The 21,627-nt window shown below is 46.8% G+C and carries 23 protein-coding genes; 6 read left to right on the top strand and 17 right to left on the bottom strand.

The features are described 5' to 3' along the window. Window positions 1-12: 12 nt before the first annotated feature. Genes CALK_RS06820 through ispD form a run of 4 tightly spaced genes read right to left on the bottom strand, consistent with a single transcriptional unit; the run spans window position 13 to window position 3,434 of the window. Window positions 13-1,191 (bottom strand): HDOD domain-containing protein, encoded by a 1,179-nt coding sequence (locus CALK_RS06820; protein ID WP_022636939.1) that lies wholly within the window; start codon window positions 1,189-1,191, stop codon window positions 13-15. 50 nt (window positions 1,192-1,241) lie between these two features. After that, a complete protein-coding gene (locus tag CALK_RS06815; RefSeq protein ID WP_022636938.1) occupies window positions 1,242-1,859 on the bottom strand; it encodes an MBL fold metallo-hydrolase in 618 nt (205 codons plus the stop codon). Next, complete coding sequence (gene murB / locus CALK_RS06810) at window positions 1,852-2,754, bottom strand: UDP-N-acetylmuramate dehydrogenase (RefSeq protein WP_022636937.1); 903 nt, start codon at window positions 2,752-2,754, stop codon at window positions 1,852-1,854. The genes CALK_RS06815 and murB overlap by 8 nt, the downstream gene beginning before the upstream one ends. After that, window positions 2,751-3,434 (bottom strand): 2-C-methyl-D-erythritol 4-phosphate cytidylyltransferase, encoded by a 684-nt coding sequence (gene ispD / locus CALK_RS06805; protein ID WP_022636936.1) that lies wholly within the window; start codon window positions 3,432-3,434, stop codon window positions 2,751-2,753. The genes murB and ispD overlap by 4 nt, the downstream gene beginning before the upstream one ends. Window positions 3,435-3,622: 188 nt before the next feature. Between ispD and CALK_RS06800 the strand changes: the two genes are divergently transcribed. From CALK_RS06800 to CALK_RS06790, 3 genes are all read left to right on the top strand, one after another. After that, window positions 3,623-4,198 carry an adenylate kinase gene (locus tag CALK_RS06800; RefSeq protein ID WP_022636935.1) on the top strand — a complete coding sequence of 192 codons (576 nt, stop codon included), beginning with the start codon at window positions 3,623-3,625 and terminating at the stop codon, window positions 4,196-4,198. Continuing rightward, window positions 4,170-5,249, top strand: a complete 1,080-nt coding sequence (locus CALK_RS06795) for a LacI family DNA-binding transcriptional regulator (RefSeq protein ID WP_022636934.1) — start codon at window positions 4,170-4,172, stop codon at window positions 5,247-5,249. The genes CALK_RS06800 and CALK_RS06795 overlap by 29 nt, the downstream gene beginning before the upstream one ends. Before the next feature lie 161 nt (window positions 5,250-5,410). After that, window positions 5,411-6,409 carry a GGDEF domain-containing protein gene (locus CALK_RS06790; RefSeq protein WP_034637149.1) on the top strand — a complete coding sequence of 333 codons (999 nt, stop codon included), beginning with the start codon at window positions 5,411-5,413 and terminating at the stop codon, window positions 6,407-6,409. On the opposite strand, the gene CALK_RS06785 is transcribed toward CALK_RS06790, so the two are convergent. Genes CALK_RS06785 through CALK_RS06725 form a run of 13 tightly spaced genes read right to left on the bottom strand, consistent with a single transcriptional unit; the run spans window position 6,406 to window position 17,950 of the window. Beyond that, window positions 6,406-7,152, bottom strand: a complete 747-nt coding sequence (locus CALK_RS06785; RefSeq protein ID WP_081698048.1) for a PHP domain-containing protein — start codon at window positions 7,150-7,152, stop codon at window positions 6,406-6,408. The two genes, CALK_RS06790 and CALK_RS06785, sit on opposite strands and share 4 nt — an antisense overlap. Beyond that, on the bottom strand, window positions 7,125-7,535 hold the full coding sequence (locus CALK_RS06780; RefSeq protein WP_022636931.1) for a secondary thiamine-phosphate synthase enzyme YjbQ: 411 nt from the start codon (window positions 7,533-7,535) through the stop codon (window positions 7,125-7,127). Before CALK_RS06780 ends, CALK_RS06785 begins: the two co-directional genes overlap by 28 nt. Window position 7,536: 1 nt before the next feature. Beyond that, a complete protein-coding gene (locus CALK_RS12185; protein WP_022636930.1) occupies window positions 7,537-8,451 on the bottom strand; it encodes a M23 family metallopeptidase in 915 nt (304 codons plus the stop codon). Between the two features lie 60 nt (window positions 8,452-8,511). Beyond that, window positions 8,512-9,336, bottom strand: coding sequence for a CNNM domain-containing protein (locus CALK_RS06770; protein ID WP_022636929.1), 825 nt, complete (start codon window positions 9,334-9,336; stop codon window positions 8,512-8,514). Next, window positions 9,336-10,139 carry a rhomboid family protein gene (locus CALK_RS06765; RefSeq protein ID WP_022636928.1) on the bottom strand — a complete coding sequence of 268 codons (804 nt, stop codon included), beginning with the start codon at window positions 10,137-10,139 and terminating at the stop codon, window positions 9,336-9,338. The genes CALK_RS06770 and CALK_RS06765 overlap by 1 nt, the downstream gene beginning before the upstream one ends. After that, the gene (coaD, locus tag CALK_RS06760) at window positions 10,139-10,618 is read right to left on the bottom strand and encodes a pantetheine-phosphate adenylyltransferase (protein ID WP_022636927.1); all 480 of its coding nucleotides are present in this window, start codon (window positions 10,616-10,618) and stop codon (window positions 10,139-10,141) included. Before coaD ends, CALK_RS06765 begins: the two co-directional genes overlap by 1 nt. An 11-nt stretch (window positions 10,619-10,629) precedes the next feature. Next, window positions 10,630-11,172, bottom strand: a complete 543-nt coding sequence (locus tag CALK_RS12180) for an RsmD family RNA methyltransferase (protein ID WP_022636926.1) — start codon at window positions 11,170-11,172, stop codon at window positions 10,630-10,632. A 2-nt stretch (window positions 11,173-11,174) separates the two neighbouring features. Continuing rightward, window positions 11,175-12,065 carry a hypothetical protein gene (locus CALK_RS06750; RefSeq protein WP_022636925.1) on the bottom strand — a complete coding sequence of 297 codons (891 nt, stop codon included), beginning with the start codon at window positions 12,063-12,065 and terminating at the stop codon, window positions 11,175-11,177. 10 nt (window positions 12,066-12,075) lie between these two features. After that, window positions 12,076-12,939, bottom strand: coding sequence for a type IV pilus biogenesis protein PilM (locus CALK_RS06745; protein ID WP_022636924.1), 864 nt, complete (start codon window positions 12,937-12,939; stop codon window positions 12,076-12,078). Window positions 12,940-12,941: 2 nt separating this feature from the next. After that, window positions 12,942-13,388 carry a ComEA family DNA-binding protein gene (locus CALK_RS12175; RefSeq protein WP_022636923.1) on the bottom strand — a complete coding sequence of 149 codons (447 nt, stop codon included), beginning with the start codon at window positions 13,386-13,388 and terminating at the stop codon, window positions 12,942-12,944. 5 nt (window positions 13,389-13,393) lie between these two features. Continuing rightward, window positions 13,394-13,675: an Asp-tRNA(Asn)/Glu-tRNA(Gln) amidotransferase subunit GatC gene (gene gatC, locus CALK_RS06735; RefSeq protein WP_022636922.1), complete on the bottom strand. Its 282-nt coding sequence runs from the start codon at window positions 13,673-13,675 to the stop codon at window positions 13,394-13,396. A 16-nt stretch (window positions 13,676-13,691) separates the two neighbouring features. After that, window positions 13,692-15,995 (bottom strand): ATP-dependent helicase, encoded by a 2,304-nt coding sequence (locus CALK_RS06730; RefSeq protein ID WP_022636921.1) that lies wholly within the window; start codon window positions 15,993-15,995, stop codon window positions 13,692-13,694. Continuing rightward, window positions 15,992-17,950 carry a GspE/PulE family protein gene (locus tag CALK_RS06725; RefSeq protein WP_155851817.1) on the bottom strand — a complete coding sequence of 653 codons (1,959 nt, stop codon included), beginning with the start codon at window positions 17,948-17,950 and terminating at the stop codon, window positions 15,992-15,994. The genes CALK_RS06730 and CALK_RS06725 overlap by 4 nt, the downstream gene beginning before the upstream one ends. 41 nt (window positions 17,951-17,991) lie before the next feature. On the opposite strand from CALK_RS06725, the gene rsmG reads away from it, so the two are divergent. The 3 genes from rsmG to CALK_RS06710 all read left to right on the top strand — a co-directional run bounded on the left by rsmG (window position 17,992) and on the right by CALK_RS06710 (window position 21,567). After that, window positions 17,992-18,612: a 16S rRNA (guanine(527)-N(7))-methyltransferase RsmG gene (gene rsmG, locus CALK_RS06720; RefSeq protein WP_022636919.1), complete on the top strand. Its 621-nt coding sequence runs from the start codon at window positions 17,992-17,994 to the stop codon at window positions 18,610-18,612. After that, a complete protein-coding gene (locus tag CALK_RS06715) occupies window positions 18,609-18,812 on the top strand; it encodes an RNA-binding S4 domain-containing protein (RefSeq protein WP_022636918.1) in 204 nt (67 codons plus the stop codon). Before rsmG ends, CALK_RS06715 begins: the two co-directional genes overlap by 4 nt. Before the next feature lie 295 nt (window positions 18,813-19,107). Continuing rightward, window positions 19,108-21,567, top strand: a complete 2,460-nt coding sequence (locus CALK_RS06710; protein WP_022636917.1) for a polysaccharide deacetylase — start codon at window positions 19,108-19,110, stop codon at window positions 21,565-21,567. Window positions 21,568-21,627: the final 60 nt, after the last annotated feature.

Raw genomic sequence — 21,627 nt, 5'->3', positions numbered from 1 at the left:
TACGCAATCTTGTTAAAGCATATCTGTACTATAACTGTATAATAAACAGATTTCCTCTGCAAGATCTTTATCACATGAAGCAGGAAGATACTCCTGCGGCTCCATATCATACAGGATACAATCGAGATGTACCGTTGTCATGTAGAGTATCCGTCTGCCCTCATTCATACATGCCGTGCCATGGCAGTGATGCTTTTCCACCAGCTCAATGAGAGAGATTTCAAAGCCCCAGATACCTAAGAGATACTGAGATAGATCTTGATGAGATACCCCGACAATCCCCCTCTCTTCCCCTGTGCTGAAGGGAACTGTTGCTGTGGTAAGATACTGCCGTACTTCGCGGGGATACAAGGCATTTATCACGATAATTCCGATATCCATAACCAAGGCGGCAAGACAAACCCGCTCACGCTCTTCCAAGGGAATACGCTTATGAATACAGAGACGCTTTGCAATACCATATGCCATAAACGATCGCTCTGCCAGTGCAGAAAATGAGTACGGCGGCTCTCCACACGACGAAGGTTTTATTTTTCGTAAATACGACAATAGATATAAGGAACGAACAATATCAATTCCAAGAAGAGCCACGGCCTGCAATGGAGAAAAGATTGTGCCAGTACACCCAAAAAAAGGCGTGTTAACGAGCTTAAGAATACTTGCTGTTGCCGCAGGGTCACGTGCAATAATGGCCGCAACGGATTTAACTGAATTATGCCGATCCGACAAATGTGTCACCAACTCATTAAATGTTTGAGAAGGGATGGGCAGACTCGGCAAGACATGAACCCACCGACGTGCATGCTGGTCAAGGGGCAGCTCTCTTAAACGCACAACCACAGCAAGAATATGCTCCAACACTCGTATATCAAGGGGTTTATGGAAGTATTGATGGGTGATCCGTACGGTGGAAAGGCTGTCTTCTTTGGAACATGCAGCCGACAGGATGCACCGCAATGCCGCGGGCTCTTTCTCCGCAACCATATCAAGAAAATGAACCCCGTTAATAAAGGGCATTTCAAGATCGGTGATGACTAAATCAACCGTCACAAAATGAAGTAGTTCCAAGGCATCCAAGGCATCATCAGCAAAAAAGAACTCCCATTGCGATGACCCAAGGTGGTTCGTCAGTTTTTTATATAGAGAGAGCTGCAGGGCAGAATCGTCAACAAATAGGGCTGTAAGGGACATGCACATCTCTCTATTGAATTAATTTATAGCAATATACAACGAGCACTCTCTCATAAAAAGGGATTATTCGCCTTTTCTGTTCCAATGGACGATCCGCCGCCATGACCGGGAAGAATAATCGTATCATCAGGAAGGGAAAGCAATTTCTTGCGGATTCCCGATATGAGGGCCTCATGATCTCCATATCCTCGAAAATCAGTACGCCCCACGGCCCCGCAAAAAAGGATATCCCCCGTAAAAAGATAGGGAGGGGCATAGTAGGCAACTCCCCCGGGGCTATGCCCGGGAATATGAAACACCTCGAAGGAAAAGTCTCCTACGGAAAAGGGGCCCTCCGCAACAGGTACGGTCTCTCCTCGATAGGCAAGATCCTCTCCAACCATCTCCGCACCACTCATGATGGGGTTTTGCAAGAGCTGTCTTCCCTGTGGATGAATATATACGGGAAGAGGACCAAGGGCATCATGGACTTCAAAGATGCCTAAATAATGATCAAAATGACCGTGGGTAAGAAGAATTGCCTCCACGGTTATACGGGATGCTTCGATAAATGCAAGCATCTCTTGCGGATGTAAGGAAGGATCGATAATCAATCCGCGTTTCCCATTATGGTAGACATACCCCATGGTTCCAAGCGGACCAAGGCTCCATTTTTCGATACTATACACTGTTCGGCCTCCATAGTTCTTGTAAAAACTCGCCAAGAAGGATTACCTCCGGCTCTAAGAGAATTCCCCGCAGCTCGTATACACGGCGACGACATTCATTAATAATAGATAACACGTGCTCAGCCCTTGCTCGGCGACTCCGATTTATAATAAAGTTTGCATGATGTGGTGACACCTGCGCCCCCCCACAGGTGTATCCCTTCAACCCTGCTTCTTCAATAAGTGCACCGGCAAACGCACCGGGAGGACGCTTAAAAACGCTTCCACAACTCGGGAACTCGAGGGGTTGCTTTCTCTTTCTGCGCTGTAAGATATCCTCACGCAACACGCCCTCTGCGCCTGAGCCGAGACAGGTCGAAAAACGAGCCGATAGAATAACCGAGGGGGTATGAGAAAAAAAGCTTGAACGATAGGAAAAGGAGAGCTGTGAAGGCACATCCTCCTCCATGGTGTCTGTTACAGGATTATACCACCGTACGATAGAAAGTGAATCGCTGATAGTGGCGCCAAAGGCCCCGGCATTCATGCGTATACCGCCTCCAAGAGAGCCCGGTATCCCTGCCAGAGAGGCAAATCCCGCAAAATTTTTCTCTACGGCACGGCCAACGAGAGTATTCAGAACCACCCCCGCCTGAGCGGCGATAGTTGCTTCTTCAATATGAAAACGAGAAAGGGCCTCTGTACAGATTACCAACCCATCATAACCGGCATCCGACACGAGAAGATTTGCCCCTCCCCCCATAACCCACGGAGCAGCCTTGCACGGGCAGTCAGAAAACTCGTGAAATAACTGCCGCACCTGCTCTTCTGTTTCAGGAAAGGCACACCACCGAGCCGCACCGCCTATACGGTAGTAGGTTCGCGGTGCAAGAGGATAGTTCTCGTGGATTTTCACGCCTCCTCCCAGGAAAGAAGCGCCTGTGCCATGGTATACTCGGCAGGAGTGGTTACCTTAAAATTACGTGGATCGCCATAGGAAAAACGAACGGGAATCCCCTGTTGTTCGAGGAGCATTGCCTCATCAGTGGGCAGAGATTTTTCTCTATCCACCTTCGCATAGCAGGAAAGAAGCACCTGTCGGCGAAAGAGCTGCGGCGTACCGACAGAGATAAGCGAGTCACGATTCACCGTCGTTCCACAGTATTGACCTGAGAAGGTACGTACAGTATCTGTAACCCGATTCACCGTAATCACGCCAGCATCTTCCCCAAGATTGTTTGAGAGTTCCTCCATAACCTGTGCCGAGACAAAGGGACGGGCGGCATCATGAATACAGACAAGTTCCGTCTCTGCGCTTTCCACTCCAATCCGAACAGACTCCCATCGTTGCTCCCCTCCAGGAAGAATTAGGTGGGGTGTGTGAAATGCATGCTCTTGCAGATACTCCTCTGCCGCCGCTTCATATCCTGCAGGAACAATAAGGCGAATAGCGGAAACAGCTGGATACTCGTCAAAGACACGAAAGGCATGTAGAAAGAGAGGCTTTTTCCCCAGAGGAACAAAAGCCTTGGGTATGGGTTCTCCCAAGCGGGTTCCCATTCCGCCGGCAACAAGTATTGCAGTCATGGTGCTCATCTACATCCCCCGGTGTAAAAAATTGAACAATAAAAATACACTCTGTGTCTCTTCACTTCATAGCATTTATTTACCGCAACAACGTTCTTTCAAAAACACCATCTTAGATGAAATATTTTTTTCCTTTTCACGCCGTAACAAAAATGCTATACTTGTAAATAGGTCGTTTTTTAATGAAGGTGTATGCCATGACAAAAAAATACATAGTTCTTTTTGGCCCTCCGGGCGTTGGAAAGGGTACCCAGTCGAAGCGGCTTGAAAAATATACGGGGCACCCACACATTTCCACGGGAGATATCTTCAGAGAACATATTAAGAAAAAAACAAAACTCGGACGGGAAGTCCTTGACTATATTCACGCGGGCAAGCTTGTTCCGGATGAAGTAACGATTCGATTGGTAGCACATCGTCTCGATCAGCATGACGCACGCAATGGCTTCATTCTTGATGGATTTCCCCGCAGTGTTAGCCAAGCCAAGGCACTGGAAGAAATCTTAGCAAATCTAAACGAGCAAATTGACATCATTATTGATCTCTATGCCCCAGACGATGTGATTAAAATGCGCTTACGAAGAAGAGCCAAGTATATGGGACGCATTGATGATGCAAATCCGGAGATTATCGATAAACGCATCGAAACATATCACAAACAGAGCGAACCCTGCCTCGAGTATTTTCGGAAGCAGGATGACCTTGTGATTGACTTGGATGGATCGGGAGAAATCTGCGATATCCATGAAACAATCAAAAACCTCATTCGGTAACATCCCTACGGTGAAAAAAATAGCAGTCATAATCAGTCAAATGGAAGAAGCGTGCCAGTCCTTAATTTGGGATGGTATTTACCAAACTGCGCAAAAAAAAGGAGTTACTGTGGTTGCATTTCCCGCTCTTTCGGGAAATTCCATAATTTCGCACTACCCCTTGATCGCAGACTTTATCAACGGGGGTAATTTCACCGACGTCATACTCTTTTCCGGCGCCATGTCTGAATATACAAACTGGTCTGTTGTTGAACGCTATGTGGACACCATAGAACTGCCCGTGGTGAGTATCGGCGGCATGCTCAAAAACGCACAATCTTCCATTGTGGTTGATAATAAAGATGGCATCATACAACTGGTTTCTCACCTCGCACAGCACCATGAAAAGAAACGTATCGGGTTCTTAAAAGGTCCAGAAAGTAATGACGAAGCCCTTGAGCGTCTCGACGCATACATTGCCGGTTTAAAAGAGAATCATCTCTCCTACGACAGCTCTATCATTTTTCAGGGATCATTCTCTGCTGAATCGGGAAGAGATGCGGCACGCACCATTGTAAAGAGAAACATCTCTCTTGACGCCCTTGTCTGCGCTGATGATGAGTCTGCCATTGGAGCAATAAAGGAATTTCAACGACATAACATTCATCCCCCCACGGACATTATTGTCACGGGGTTTGATGACGTTCCCCAGGCAGAAATGTTCTCCCCAAGCCTTACCACGGTGCGACAACCGTTTTATGAAATGGGGGTGGCAGCTGTAGAAGCTGTGCTGAATCATGGGGGACGCTCTGTTATTGTAAAACCGACAATCTTTGTACCACGAAACTCCTGTGGGTGTATTCACCACTCTGTTCAAGAGTTTCGCAAAACCCTTCCACGTATGGACAATGATACCCCGCCCTCTCCAGCCCGAATTGTAGCAACCCTGGAACCGGTAATAAAGGAGTCCTTAAAAACTATGCGGTACTACTCTGCAGAGAGTATTACAACGTACCGCCACTTCCTTGAAAATGCAATTAAAAAATATATCATGACTTTCTTGGCGCCGTAAGAGAGGATGACGCAATTCACGAAGAACGGTTTATTACATCTGTCAGCAGGTCTATTGAGTACAACCTTCTCTTTGACAGACGCTTAAAAATATGGCAACACTTCATCTCTTTTATACTCCCCAGCTGTGCCCTGGAAAAGTTTCCCAAAAAAATCTTTACGGTGAATAAACTCCAGCTTGAAGCCATGCTAATCCTCAATGATGCGCAGAAGTCATACGACCGATATGCACAGTATGCACGGGAAAATAAGAAAGAGGAACTACGTGAAGTATACCAAAATATTATCTCACAACACAATGTGGGAGAGCTTCTTGACTACTCCATGCAAGAGATTCGTCGTCTGGGAAGTAAAAATGCAACCATTGTACTCTTTTACAACTATGCCTCCATTCCCTACCTTGACTGGAATATGCCCGAAGTCTCCTTTGTAAAACGACAAATTAGCAAGGGAAAGGAAGTTGCTCTTCCACAGGATGGACTGGTTATTAATAGCCATGATATTCTCCCCACCTACACACACTCTTTTAATAAAATGATTTTCCTGCCACTCTATTTTTATGGCGAGTACTTTGGCTATATTATCACCGATATTATTACAGATACGGCAAATACGATGTATGAGGACTTACGATCGCACGTCAGTACAGCCCTCCATAACTGCTATATGAAAGAACGCTTTTCGGCCCTTTCCATGCAGGATGAGCTCACAGATGTTTCCAACAAAAACGGCTTTATGCTCTTATCACAACAGATGATTAGCCAGGCAATTTCCACAGAAACACCCTTGGGGATTTACTATTTTGATATTGAAAATCTCCAAAGTATTAACGAAAAATATGGACAAGAAATGGGAGATCGAGCCATTGTTGCCGCGGCATCTCTGATTGCACGAACATTCCGAACCACCGATATTATTGGACGAATAGACGGGGGGGGATTTGCTGTAACAATAAAAGTGCGAGATACAAAAATGGTGGAAGAACTCTCAAAACGACTGTTTGAAAATCTCGAACGCTACAACAGCCACTCAGGTCTTCCCCTATCCCTCTCTCTGCGCAGTGGATACACTCATTTTATTGCAACTACCGAAACAACCATTGAGGAAGAATTAAGTGTGGTGATTGAAAAAGCGATGATCCCTCAACGCTCTTCATCCTAAACTCCCTTTGAACCCCGCCTTGGCAAATAAGCAAAAAATTCACGAGGGGTTTTGGGAAGAGTATCAGCGTGGAATTCCGTAAAGCATTTTCCAATATCATCAAGGTAATGGCTATCTGAAGAGGTGATCCATGGGTAGCCAGACACTTCTCCCGCACGATGCCTATTTCCATGGCTTATTTCTACCGCATCATAGGGCGCATTGGGTAAAAGAAACCCCAATTGGCTCGTGATGGAAAATAACGGTTTCAGAATATGGGCAGGAACGATGCACGCCCCAAAAGAAGTAGCAAACCTACTCAAATCATTAAGGGAGTAGGTGGTACTCACGGAGAGATACCAGTCAAGAAGCTCACACACATTATTTTCACGGTCAACAACTGCCTCATATCCCATTTGCTCGGCCCGTAAAGGAACACGAGGCGAAAGGGACGCTTCTATTTCTTTTCCCGCTCTGAGAGCCTCTGCAACACTGGGAAAATAGAGAAGCACATGAATTTCTTCGCTCGTAGTTACTTCCATACCGGGAAAAAAGACAAGCCCCGCCTCTGCGCAAAGCTCTGCCATAACAACACAGTTACGTGTACTATTATGATCGGTGAGGGCAAGGTGGGTCAAGTTTCTTTCGCACGCCTGCGCAACAATATCACGTGGTCCCATGTCAAGAGAAGCACAGGGGGAAAGGCATGAGTGGATATGCAAATCAGCCCGAATATTCATTCGCCCATAACAGTGACAGTACATCGACGGGCTTTCCGGGGGCCGTCAAACTCACAAAAGTAAATCGCTTGCCACGTCCCAAGCACAACCCCGCCCTTCTGCACAGGCAGCACTTCTGAAGCTCCCACAAGAGTTGCTTGTAAATGACTGTGAGAATTACCCTCTGCGTGTAAATAAAAGGGTTCACCGGAAGGTATCAGCTGAGAAAGCTTGGTAAAAACATCCGTTTCCACTGCAGGATCTGCGCTTTCATTTACGGTAACAGCAGCAGTGGTATGGGCAGAGGTTATGGTTACACTCCCACGTGAAATTGACGATGCCCGTACAACAGCACGCACAGAGTCGGTTATATTTACCCACTGCGAAGAAGCCTGTGTATCTATGTAAATGGTCTCTTGTACAACCATTTTAATCGTACACCACATCTTTTCGCGGTAAATAGCGCCATGGATTTTGCGTTGCCCCCCAGCGCTCACCCCGACGCACTTCATAATGCAAATGCGGGCCCGTACTGGTACCGGTATTCCCCACAAATCCAATGAGGTCACCTCGGCGAACAATATTGCCCCGTTGTGTATTAAACCCGGAAAGATGCGCATATCGAGTGTAATACCCGCTATTTCTATGTCGTATTTCAATGGTTTTCCCATAGCCGTCCATACGCCCAACGTAGGTTACAATGCCGTCGGCAGGAGCAATAATGGAGTCTCCGATACTGCCGGCAATATCAATACCATCGTGAAAACTCCGCCGTCCCGTAACAGGGTGCGTTCGCCGTCCATAAGGCGAGGTAATACGATTCCGCCGTACAGGCCATACAGAGGGGATTTCATTGTAATACATAATCTCCCGATCAATATGTCCTTGGAGCTTTACAAACATGCTGTCCGTAAAACGGACCCTCTGCAAAAACGACTCCGCTTCTAATAAAAGCTTATCTGACGTAATATGATCTTTACTGCCTAAGCGCTCCTGCACAAAGGATTCCATCGTAGGTTTCCCCCCGGTACTAAAATCACGTACCCCTTCGTCAATATCTGCTAAGCCGTATTTGAGACGAAAAAAACCTTCGCGTTCTTCGAGAAGACCGAGCTGTTCCATGCGGTCATGGAGCTCATCGTTCATTCGGGTGAGATCAGAGCGGAGAAAATGTAGTGAACGGTTCGCTGATGAATACTGCGCCCGCACGGTCTTATAACCTACAAAGGCATAGACAATATCTGCTGCAACAAAGAGCACCGCACAAAGTAATACGACATGGAGCCGTCTGCTATGCGCCACCGTTGTAGTATAAAGTAGTAGTTTTTCGTGTATTTTTGTCATAACCTGATATGCACCAAAATTTTTACGGGTAAAAAATACGATACCGTAGGGATGTTTCCCTTATTTTTTCTTTTCAAGAAAGATTTTTTCAAAACACTGCTCTTTAGTATAGCATAAAAAGCGGTCCTTGTCTTCAATTATTATGTATTCTAAAGAAATAAGCCCGGGATTCCCTAAAAGAACTGCTGCCATATTGTCAGCAGGAAACACCGCCCCCTGCTCTTCTATTTCTGTGGGAAGAGAACGGTGTTTCTCACCATTAGGCGCAAACACAGGGTAGACTGCGGAAGGGGTCAAATGCTTAAAAAGTACGCTCAAGGAGGTTTTCTCCAGAGTAAGGGCAGAGGTGACAACCTGCTTGCTGAATGGAGTCAAGGACTTATCCTTTTCTCCTTCCGTGGCAATAGAGACAATCTCTTCCTCAGATACGTGGGCATTTCCCCCGCCAGATACAAAGCGAAAAAGAACCGTTACGGGATAGAAAAGTACAAAGAAAACATAAATAAAGGGCACAAAGATATAACTGAGCCGAAATGAATAAATACGAAACAGCGATTTTGGAAAAAGCTCGCAAAGAACCAGTATCACCGGTGTTAAAACAAGATTAACCCAAAACTCGGGAACGTTCTCCGAAAAATACGCGAGAAAGGAAAAAATGCTCGTTGAGAGCAATACCAAGGCGATATTATTACCAATTAGAACCGTACTAATAACCTGCTCAACCCGCTCTTGTAAAAACACCGCACGACGGGCAACCCACTTGCCCCGGGACGCCCGATGCTCCATTTTCAGAGTATTCCAACTAATAAAGCCGGTTTCAAATCCGGCAAAAAGAAAGGACAAACAGAGGCATACCAGAAAAAGCATTGCCCACATAAATGGCATCAGGAGTCCTGGGAATGCCGTTTTAGAATCTTCCACTCCTCCTCAGAAAGGGAGGATATACCCTGACGAGAGATTTTTCGTAAGATATCGTCAAGAAGATCCATTTCATCCCCCCTGCCCTTTTCAGACGATGAAGGAAAGGAGTAGAATTGAGGTCCCTTTTTTCTTTGAAACAATCGAGAAAGCACTTTTGGAACACCCGGTAGGGACACAGCCCCCCGCATATATGTCAGATATGCATATCCGGCACCAAACCCACCGAGATGAACCACATGGGCTATCCCTCCCCGCCCCTGCATCATACCCAGAAGTGAGAATATTGTAAAGAAGACAACGGCCGAACGTATGGATACGGGAAATACGAAAAAAAGCAGTAATTGACGATGGGGAAAATATGCTGCATACACAAAGAGCAGCGCATAAATAGCTCCCGATGCTCCTATTATGGGAATATGGCCTGCGCCATAGGCAAAATTCACAAAGGAAAAGAGCCCCGAGAAAAAGATAGAAAAAAAGTAAAAGATAGAAAACTGCTTCTTTCCCCACAAAAATTCAAGTTCTCGTCCAAACACCCACAACCCAAGCATATTAAAGGCAAGATGCCAAATTCCCTGAGGGCTATGTAAAAATCCGTAGGTAAGCAAGCGCCAAACCTGCCCACGTAAGAGATCTTGGGGAACTAGAGAAAAATCTGACAGAAGCGGTATCCCCACAGATGGCACCTGCTGAAAAAAGAAAACTGCCACGGTGGCAATGGTAATCACCGAGACGGCAGAGTATTCTGTATGGTGTTGATATGCCATTACCCCTCCCGTTTCTGCCGCATTGCACGAGCAACAGCGGGAGTAACAAATTTGTCCACATCTCCATGGAAATGGGCAATCTGTTTTACCAAGGACGAACTAAGATATGCATATTCTGCACTGGGCATGAGAAATACCGTATCCGCCTGTTCATAGAGCTTTCTGTTCGTAAAGGCCATCTGGAATTCTCCTTCAAAATCTGACAGGGCCCGTAATCCCCGTATAATTGTTCGTGCCCCTGTTTCACGGAGCACATCCACAATGAGGCCTTGAAACGGTATTACCCGTACGTTGGAGATACCTGCAAGGGCGTCTTGGGCCAACTCTAAACGCTCTTCTGTGGTAAAGAAACGATCCTTTGCAGGATTATCCGCCACAATAGTAATAACTTCAGTAAAAATATATGATGCCCGTTGTACGATATCAATATGTCCCCGTGTTATGGGATCAAAGGTACCAGGATAAATAGCAGTAGGCATTAAAACTCCTCTTAAGCATAAAAATAGGTAAGACAGGTATGACCATACTGTTTGGTTTTTCCCGGAACAGCCTGCGTATGGCATAGGTGCGCCGCATACGTGTCGTCGCAAGCCCATTCAAAGACGGCCACCCCTCCAGGAGCAAGGCGGGAGATAACTTGACATAAGAGATCCGTAAGCCCTCGATCGTAGTATGGGGGGTCGTAAAATATAATATCAAAGGTGGTGGTTGTATGTGTCAGAAAGGAGTATGCCGAAGCCATCTCTACGGTAAGCGTCGACACACCCATATGCCGCACATTTTCTTGTATCGCCCGACACCGGCCAGGATCAACCTCCACCACTGTGACGTGTCCTGCGGAAAAGCTGAGGAAATCAAAGGCCACAGCGCCGCTTCCACCGCAGAGATCTAAACAAGAAGCCTCGGATATACGACTCATAAGAGAGCTGCACAGGGCTTCACGAACCCGTGACTTGGTAGGACGGAAGTCATCTTCTCCCGACACAATAAGCTTTTTTCCCCGAAATTTTCCACCGGTAATTCGTATATTCATAACTACTCCAAAACGGTGATGCAAACCACCCCTGAGAACGAAATTTCGCCGGAGCGGGTAGACAGCTCAACCGTGCGAAAACGAACCCCCGGAGATTGGGTGTACAGAGCATGGAGAAAGTATACAAAGTCGGAAAAACGCCCCTCGCCATCAATATGTCTTTCATATTCCCGATACCCACCGCGGCGAGTGCTTCCTAGGGAACGCTCATTGGTAATTCGCAAATCATTATTGTCTGCAAGGCGGATTACTTTTCGACGAATTCGTTGTATATGATCACTGCTAACAAAACGTTCCTCTACAGGATCATCTTCAAGAAAACGTTGTGCCGGGAGAACATAGTCAAAGACATAGGTTACTTCGTAAAAATCGTCATAACTGCGAATGCTTGTTTCCGGCCGCGGGCGGATGGTCCACGCGGATGACTCTTCAAAGGGAAGAAAAAACGAACGAACCTCGTCGCGACTGGCAAAGGTAACCGTACCGGAGACGGTGGAAAAATCATCTACCGTGAGAGAAGTAAACTGGCCTCCCGGTGGAGCATGACGCACAATAAAGTCAAACACGGCCTTGGTATACCCGTGCTCATACTGAAATTGCTGCACGAGAGGCATATCCTTGTAGGCAAGATGGTAGGCCTCTTCATGTACCACGGAAAGACGATCTTCCCACGGCGCATCCTCTGTCTCCTGCACCACGGTCTCACCTATAGCCGGTGGTTCTTCATACTCCTGTGGTGCAAACCACTCGCTTACTCGCGGAACAAGCACAAATAGTAGAAGGGCTGCCACAGCCACCCCACCTACGATTTTTCCAAAAAGGAACACCAGCTGTTTGAGCTCGCCCACTCCTTGAATACGGGGTTTTGAATGTAGCAAATTCGCCTGCAGCATCACCGCCTCCTTACCACGAATTTCGTTGTGAAAGCCCCACTGCCACCGTCATAAGTGGTGCAAACTTGTCGAGGGTCGCCTCATCCATTCCCACAGTTGCAGAGAGACGACGAAATGGATCAAGCATTTTTGCCTCTGGCAGCTCCTTTAGAAGCTGTACTTGCAGAGCAGTATCGGTTAAAATCTCACCGGAGAGATATAGGGGAACCCCCTGGGAAAAACCCAAAGCACGAAGAAGTGTCGCAACATCATGGGCCACACGATGCAGCTCTTTTGCCTCAGTCTCTTTATTCAAGGGCGGGATATTGGAGACGTGATACACTGTTTTATTTTGGAAAAAAACAGCAGTAATTCCCGTGCTGTCAAAATGAAGAAGCATCGCAGGGACAGTACTATCGTAGTTAAGATCATAGACATTAAAAATAGAAAGAACATCCGTATCCACCGCTTGAAGACGCAGCCCCTTTTTTTTACACAGCTTAGCAAATTTCTTCACCTCATGTTCACGTACAGCAACCCCCAATGCCCGATTAAGCCCCGTCTTTACCACATCAAAAAAATAGGCGCTCACCGGCTCATTTATGCGGTACTGCAACTCCCATGACATCATCTCATGGGGATCTTCTACCTCCGCAGGAAGCTCTGTATGAAAGACATGGGTTGAATGAGAGGTAAAGGCGAGGACAATCCTCTCACGGCGGGAGAGGAGATCATGATTCTGCAATGTTGAGAACCCTTCTTCAAGAGCTTCAAAATAGGGCATATTGGTATCAAGAGGTTGAAGGCTCAGGGAATTTACCCCCTGCTCAGCTCCGTCTCGCCGAGCCAGAACAATATACTCCGTTGTGCAATGAATGCCGCACAATCCTTCCATAGTCACCTCGGCTTCTCACAGTAAAAATGATCTTTCATTCGCTCAACCGTTACCACACCAACACCATGTACCTCTTGTACCTCTGCCATATCTTGAAACAAATCGTGCTCATTTCGATATGCCATAATGCGTCCTGCCAAAACATCCCCGATCCCTCGCACTTGCATGAGATCCTCACGAGATGCAGTATTGATATTAATTTTACCCGATACATCATACTGGTGCTGTGATTCATCTTCATGATCAGGCGCTTCTTGTGACTCAACACCGATCGTATCAAGGGACACGTCCTGTACAGATACGGTTTCCTCAAAAGTCTCCTCACTGTCTCCCATTTCTATATGGTATTCAAAGACCATCTCATCATCTCGGGAGAGCGCACCAAATATGAGGATTGCAACCCATATTGCCCCGATATAAAAGGATGGAGACTGGAAGACCCCCTTCATTGCACTTATCCGATTATCTTCGGTACCGCAAAATGACCTTTCTTGGCATTGGGCGCATTTGCCAATGCCGTTTCAACGGGAAGCGACGGAGTAACGACATCTTCGCGAAGTGCATCGTGTGGACGATCAATACACGCTGTTGGAGTCACTCCCGTGGTATCAACTTCACGGAGTTGTTCTACATAGGAGATAATACGGGAAAACTCTTCGGTTAACCCGGGAAGCTCCGCAGGGGAGACATCAATGCGGGCAAGATGCGCCACCGCTTGAACCTGTTTTGTATCCATATTGCAACTCCTGGTTTTATAGTAATGTAAGTTTTGCATATTTTGCAATCAATTGTTTTCGCACCCCGCCGTCAAATAATATGGTGAGACGCGTATTTGCACCGACACCACTAACACGAAGAATCTTTCCACGACCGAACTTTTCATGGCGCACTTCCTGACCTTGGCGAAACACTACGGTTTTTCCCGCTCCTCCTGGGCCGGCAGAAAGAGAAGGCTTTGAGGACTCCTTCCTTTTCGCAGGCACATCCCTGCCACGCATCAGCACCGGTGCCCCCCGTTTTATCCGCTGTCCTGCCCCGGAACCACCATGACTGATAGATCGAGGCTTATACGAAGAAGCTGCCGCGTCCTCACTCCAATACACCGTATTAAATCGAGCTGTTTCATCAACGACACGGTAATAGGAAGGATCAACTGCATCGAGAAAGGGGGATATGCCCATGGGCATCACCGAACCAAAGCGCATGCGGCTTTCACAGTAGCTGCAAATGAGGCGACGTCGCGCCCGGGTTGCACCGACATACAGCAACCGTCGCTCTTCCTCCAGCTTTTCCGTATCATTTAAACTCTGAACAGAGGGCAGAAGCCCCTCTTCAACGCCTGCAAGATAGACTTCATCAAACTCCAAGCCCTTGGACGCATGTAGGGTCATAAGCTTCACACAGTTCTCTTGGTCCATGGTATCAACATCGGTGGCCAGGGTAATCTCTTCCAAAAATTGCCCGAGTTCTCCCTCTGGATTTTCCAACTGCCACTGCGCAACAGCATTGACAAACTCATTAATATTTTCTGTACGGTTTTCCGCCTCTTCTCCACCATGCACCTGCAACTCATCAAGATATCCCGTGCCACGCAAAAGCTCATTTACAATCTCCTCAGGAGAGCTATCCTCATCCAGCAACGCACGAACATATTCATACATCTCCCGAAACGCAACAAGCCCTTTTTTAGCCCGCCCCGTGAGGTGTGCCTCTGCGCGCCCCGACAGGATAGCTTCAAAAAAAGAAACTCCTTGCCGTGTCGCCTCTGCGGCAATCTTTTCCTGGCTTTTGTTTCCAATTCCACGGGAGGGGACGTTAATAATTCGCTGACAGGAGAGATCATCCTTAGGGTTAATCAGCACGCGTAAGTACGCCGTTATATCTTTAATCTCTTTTCGACTGAAAAACGCAGTTCCCCCTACAATAACGTAGGGAATATCGCCCTTGAGCAGCTCTTTCTCAAATTGCCGAGTTTGCGCATTGGTACGGAAAAACACAGCCAGTTCAGAGAGAGGAGTTCCGCTTTGTATCGATGAGGCAATCGACGCGACCAGTCGTTCAGCCTCTTTAATATCGTTACTAAAGGCACGCACCACCACCTCTTCTCCCATATCACCGGCAGTCCAGAGTTTTTTATTGCTGCGCCGAGAATTTTCTGAAATGATCGCATTGGCAAAACGCAACACATTACCCGTAGATCGATAATTCTCTTCAAGCTTGAACACGGCCGTATCGCCAAAAACCTCATGAAACTGTAAGATGTTTTCAACTTGTGCACCGCGCCAACCGTAGATTGACTGATCATCATCGCCCACAGCAAATACCGGCACAGAGTCTCCAGCGAGGATTTTTATCAGCTGAAACTGTGCTCCGTTTGTATCCTGATACTCATCCACGAGGATATGACGAAAAAGATTTTGATAGGCCTGGCGGATCTCCCCATGGGTAGCCAAAAGGGTGACTGTATTTTGTATAAGGTCATCAAAGTCCATGGCATCGGCACGTCGAAGCTCTGCTTGATACTGTAGATAGAGCTGACTCATTTCTTTTTCATAAAATGATTCCGCCTGTTTTGCTAATTCCTCGGCGGAAATGCACCGGTTTTTATATCCGGAAATAGCATGAAGAACGGCCTTCGGGCGAAGGGATTTTTCATCAACCCCCTGTTCTTTCATCACATTTTTTATCACAGCAAGCTGATCAGTGGTGTCATAAATTGAGAACCATCGGGAAAACCCCAAAGCATGGCCCTCACGCCGCAATATACGCACACAAAGTGAGTGAAATGTCCCAATCCACAAAGAGTCGCATCCCATGTGTATCAAGGACGCAACCCGCTCCTTCATTTCCCGTGCGGCCTTATTGGTAAAGGTTGCTGCAAAAATGTGCCCCGGATGTATGCCGCGCTCACGAATTAACCATGCAATCTTCGCAGTAAGCACACGGGTTTTTCCCGTGCCGGCACCGGCAAATACAAGCTGACAGCCATCAGCATGACGAACAGCCTCTTTCTGCACTGCGTTTAAGGGAATCTCTTGTAATACCGACTCTGTCAAAGCTCCGTCTCCTGTGTTGCACCAATGACCTGTTCTAAGGTTGTAATTCCCTTGAGGGCCTTTATCAACCCATCCTTTCGCAGAGTGATAAAATCACCTTTTTGTAAGAGGTAATCCTTAATATCTTCTGATTCCGCCTTTTTATTCACCAAGCGTTGCACTTCCCGATCAGGAATAAGCAGTTCGTAGAGACCAATTCGGCCTCGCATTCCTGTGCCACTGCACTTGCTGCACCCTTTCCCACGATAGAGTTTCACCCCCGGTTTCAAGCCAACCTGTTCAAGGGTCTCATCGTCCGGGTAATACTCCTCTTTGCAGTTACTACAAATGCGTCGAACCAACCGCTGTGCCATAATCCCCCGCACCGTCGAGGCAACGAGATAGGGAGCCACTCCCATATCAAAAAGACGCGTATAAGCACTGGGAGAATCATTGGTATGCAGGGTTGAAAAAACAACGTGCCCCGTGAGTGCTGCTTGGACAGCCATCTGACTTGTTTCCAGGTCACGCATCTCCCCAATCATAATGATATCAGGGTCTTGACGGAGAATTGAGCGCATTCCCGCGGCAAAGGTAAAACCCGCCCGGGGATTAATTTGTCCTTGCGTAATGCCGGCAACACTCGACTCTACGGGATCTTCCATGGTAATAATCTGCTTTTTCTCTTCGTAATAATCTTTAATAAATTCCAGAGCCGCATACAAACTCATACTTTTACCACTCCCCGTGGGACCCGTCACAAGCATAATTCCATCGGGAGATTTTATAACCCGCTCAAACCGCGTAAGGGTGTCCTTTGACAAACCAAGCTGCGGCAGCCCGAGACTTTTTCCTTCTGTATCGACAATCCGCATCACTATTTTTTCACTGAGTGCCTTTTTTGTCATGGCAGGAAAACTGGATACCCGAAGATCAACATTACGGCTCTGGTGTCGAATTTTGATCCGCCCATCCTGGGGCTTTCGCTTCTCTGCGATGTCCATGCCCCCCTGAATTTTCAACCGTGAGATAATTTGTGGACGCATGTGCTCAGGCAACTCTTGCTTTTTATGGAGTTCACCATCAACACGATACTTAACAAGATATCCACTTTCCGTGGGTTCCATATGAATATCAGAGGCCTCTTCGTCAATTGCTTCGTGAATAATCAAATTCACGATTTTAACAATCTCCATACCCTCTTCATCAGTGAGCTCTTCCATCTGCTCTTCATCTTCCACCACCTCGAGTTCTTCATGCCCCTGTCCAGCATGATGCAGAAGGTCGCTCATCTGTTTCATCTTATCTTCATACACGCGCTCTATGGCCTTCTGTATTTCTTTCTCCGATGCCATGACCGCGTCAATCTCTTTTCCCGTCATGAACTTGATATGATCCATGGTTCGCAGGTTTGTTGGATCTGCCATGGCAATGGTAATAACACCACCTTGTTCATAAATGGGGAGAATGTTGTATTTTTTACACAACTCTTTCGGAATTATTGACGTTAAGGCCTTTTTGACTTTTATTTGATCAAGAATCACATGTTGCACATCAAGCTGAGCACTGAGGATGTCGATAAGCTTATTCTCCGTAATATACCCCAGCTCTATAAGGGTTTCTCCAAGCTTTTTCCCGCTCTTTTTTTGATGCAGAAGCCCCTTTTCAAGCATTTTAGGAGAGACAAGCCCTTGATCTACCAAAACCTCTCCAAGGCGTTTCCGTGAAGAGATATGTATCTGTTGTCCCAAGACCGAGCTAATGTCATCGGCAGAGACAAGACCGGTTTTTATGAGAATAGTTCCGAGGGTTTTCCCAGTTTTTTGCTGGATTTGCAAGGCCTTTGCAAGCTGAGACTCACTAATTAAGCCTTGAGAGAGAAGAATTTCCCCAAGCTTCCGTACTCTGCGCTGCATCATGTTGCGTTTTCCTTTTTCAACAAGGGGCAGTTCAGCAATTAAGCCTACTCTTACCAAAGCCCCTAAAATATTTTACCCCTAAAAAGGCGGACGACACCATGGGAAATATAGATATATTCACAGCGTTTTTACAAAAAGAATTTCCTCAAAGGAAAGATTCCCTTATAGAGAAATTTAATCTACTCCACGCCTGTTTGCTACGTGAGAATGAAGGAGTGAACCTTATCTCTCGTAAAACCCCTGAGCAAGAGTATTGGACCCGCCATTATTTAGACTCGACACTCCCCATTCAACACGTTGATTTTTCAAACAAAAACATACTGGACTTTGGTACTGGCGGTGGACTTCCCGGGCTTCCCCTCGCCATTCTTTTTCCAACTGCTCGATTTACCCTACTTGACTGCCGGAAAAAAAAGCTTGCCGCCATTGAGCGTATCGCCAATACACTCCTTCTGAAGAATGTGGATACAATTCACACGCGAATCGAGGATATTCCTGCTTCTTTTACGGAAACCTTTGATATGATCACGTGCAGATCAGTGAAGATAACGCCACAGTTCGTCCACCCTTTGTTGCGCATTCTGAAGAAAGGTGGAACCCTTTGCCTCTACAAAGCAGCCCTTCTTGATGACCGCGACCTTTTTCAACACCACAAAACATACGACATCAGTACCCCAGCACTTGGAAAACGAACCCTTATCTGTGTGGAGAAGCGATGAATTTTACAATAGAAGGCGAGTGGATTGAACTCTGTCAGCTCTTAAAAGCGTGTAACCTCTGCGAGAGCGGTGGAGCAGCCAAAACACTTATTCAAGGGGGGCTGGTCCTTGTGGACGGTTCCGTAGAACAGCGACGCAGAAAAAAAATATACCCAGGCCAAACAGTTCTCTGTAAAGATATTTGCATTACCACAAAATAAACACTGCATTTTTCAAAGCAGCCCTCGAAAAAGGGGGCTCTCACGCACACGTTACACCACCCCAAGAAACAACACCCACAAAAAGGAACATTTAACATTTTCTTCAACAAAAATGTGCATTTACCCTCGTTACCCCCCATATAAATTGACCTTACCTAGAGAAAAGATTGCTATTCCTACAAAGACTGAGCACGTATATTCTCCCAAAGAACAAATAACTGCATTATTCTTTTTTTTTGGTATATTATTCAGTGAGAAGAAATTCTAAATTTCGATAAAGTTTTTAGGAGGCTTTATGATGAAACGAATACTTTCAGCTGCAGCTTTATGTGCGGCCCTCGGGTCTGCCAATGCAGCGGTCAACGTTTTTCCATCACCAGTAAACCCAGCGGGGTTACCCGCTGACCAGGTTCAGCAATATGCGATTCTGGTATTTGACGACAACGCGTACTCCGGCTTGGACGGAACTGTCTACGAAGGCCAGCCCAACGCACAATGGGAAGAAATGGGCCGTGTAGGGGGCGTAACATTTACTCCATGGGACTCAGACGACAACCCCCTCGAAATCCAAGAAGGTGATATGGGAATGGCGTGGGCAATTGACGGTCTGGGAGCCCCTGCCACATTTAATATGATTTCCGGGTTGTACATTGATATTTTTGCAAACGGCGCACCGCAAGGTGAAGCATGGATGAACTATGAATCTGACTGGGGGTATTTTGAGCCTCCTGCTGCCGACAACCTCGACCACAACAAAATCGCTGTTTCGTGGGGGCGAGAACATGAAATCCTTGTTGATGGAGAATCAATCCAGCCCAATACAATTCGCGATGTGACGCAACGTGCTCTTCAGAATGGGCACGAAATTGGAAACCACACCGTGGACCACTTGGAAGCAAACTCTCCACTGCCCTACCAGCGGGGAAATAACCCTTACAACAACTCCATTCGTGGGGAATCTCGTACTGACGGGTTTTCCGCTTGGGGTGGTGACGGCTTTAACAACCAAGAAGTACAGGAAATGCCCTGGGGTGAGACCATTGATCTTACTCAACAATTTGGTATGAACTCCGGATCATCCGGCACTCAAATGGGGTGGGGCGTCTATGCTGGCCGCTATATCAGCGAAGAAGCGTGGCGTGGACTAATCCAACTTGGTGAAGACGTATTGGTAAATGAAGGTAACGTTCCCGCAAACGGCGTACGCGGCTTCCGTGCTCCCCGTCTTGAAATTAACTCTGCCCAATTCTTCGCCCTTGCAGATCTCGGCTATCTCTGGGATGGTGGAAGCGAAGAAGGGTATGAATATCACCGTGATGGAACAAACTTTCTGTGGCCATACACTGTAGATAACGGCATTGTGAACTCTTGGACACAGTATAGTCGCGGTGGTCGAAGAACTGTTGACTCCCTACCTACTGGATCAGGATTATGGAACCTTCACACAAATGCGGTTATAGTTCCAGAAGGTATTCGTGAGCAAGTATGGGCAAACCATGCAGCAATTCTTGATGGTGCTCCCGATGGTGACCGCCCCTCTTCTTCTGACAGTGTGCATTGGGTACAAAACAACGGTAAAATTACCGCGTATGACTTTAACACATGGATCATGTGGGGTATGGAAGAAAGCACGTGGCTTGAAAGTATGCAACACACCATGGAACAGCGACTCGACGGTAACCGTTCGCCCTTTCATTTTGGTATGCATACGGATTATCATACTCCCATCTACGACAATGCCACTCTTTTGTCTGACTTCAACGCTCCCGGGTATGGTCTTGTGGTTACCAACAACTGGAATACATGGGAAACACGGATATCTGCAGCTGAGCAGTTTGTTACATGGGCACAAGGGCAAGGTGTTGAGTTTGTAACTGCCACAGACTTGGTACACGAGCTTGAATCCATGGCAAGCCAAGCGCCAGATCCACTTCCTGCGGTATCTGGAGATGATATTGAGTTTGTCTTTATTAGCAATCCTGAACTAAACTCCAGTGCCTCTGCAGGAAGCTTCAAGGGTGACTTTAGCGGAAGTGTTACCATTGATGCTGAAAGCGGAACACAATCTCCATGGGCCACCTTTAACGCTTATAACCTAAGTGTTGAAGACCTCAACTACATCTCCCTTGACTACAAGTCGACCTCTGCTCTGGCAATTCGCTTGAACATTGAAGGAGATGCGGATAGACAGGTAATCCTTGCCAACGCAAACACCTCCGAAATGGTATCTTCCGGACACATCCCACTGTGGGCGTTCGACTATGACCAATATGTTGAAGATGATCCTGAGTTTGCTGGATCCATGCAGTATGGACGTGACGCGATTGATCCAAGCACGATCACCGGCATTGAGATCAAACCCCTTGCTCCCGAAAATGCAAGTGACGGAAGCTGGAGTACTCGCTCAGAGCCATACGACGTAGAGTTTAGCATAGCCAACCTTACTCTATATGGCGAAGGCATAGAACAAGGAACCGTATCTATTATTGATACAGAGCGTACAACAAGCATCAGTGACCTTGCAGTAAATACACTGAATAACAACGCTCTTTCTCTGAATGTTGCCCAAAGCGGTAAGTATGACGTGAGTGTTGCAACTGCCAGTGGTCGTATTGTAACATCTCTCTCTTCTACAGAGCTTTCGCAAGGTGTAAACAATATAGAACTGAACAATCTTGCACGCGGCGTATATATGATAAATGTACGCGGTGTAAACAATAGCCAATCTCTTACTCAGAGAGCTTTTGTTCGCTAAGATTGCACAGTATTCTCTATCTGAAGGAGTAGCGTACGCTACTCCTTCTTTTTTTCTCCT

The sequence above is a fragment of the Chitinivibrio alkaliphilus ACht1 genome (assembly GCF_000474745.1).
In the GTDB taxonomy this organism is placed as follows: Bacteria; Fibrobacterota; Chitinivibrionia; order Chitinivibrionales; family Chitinivibrionaceae; genus Chitinivibrio; species Chitinivibrio alkaliphilus.
The sequence above is the reverse complement of the archived record's forward strand: the minus strand, read 5'-3'. Positions and strand labels throughout refer to the sequence as shown.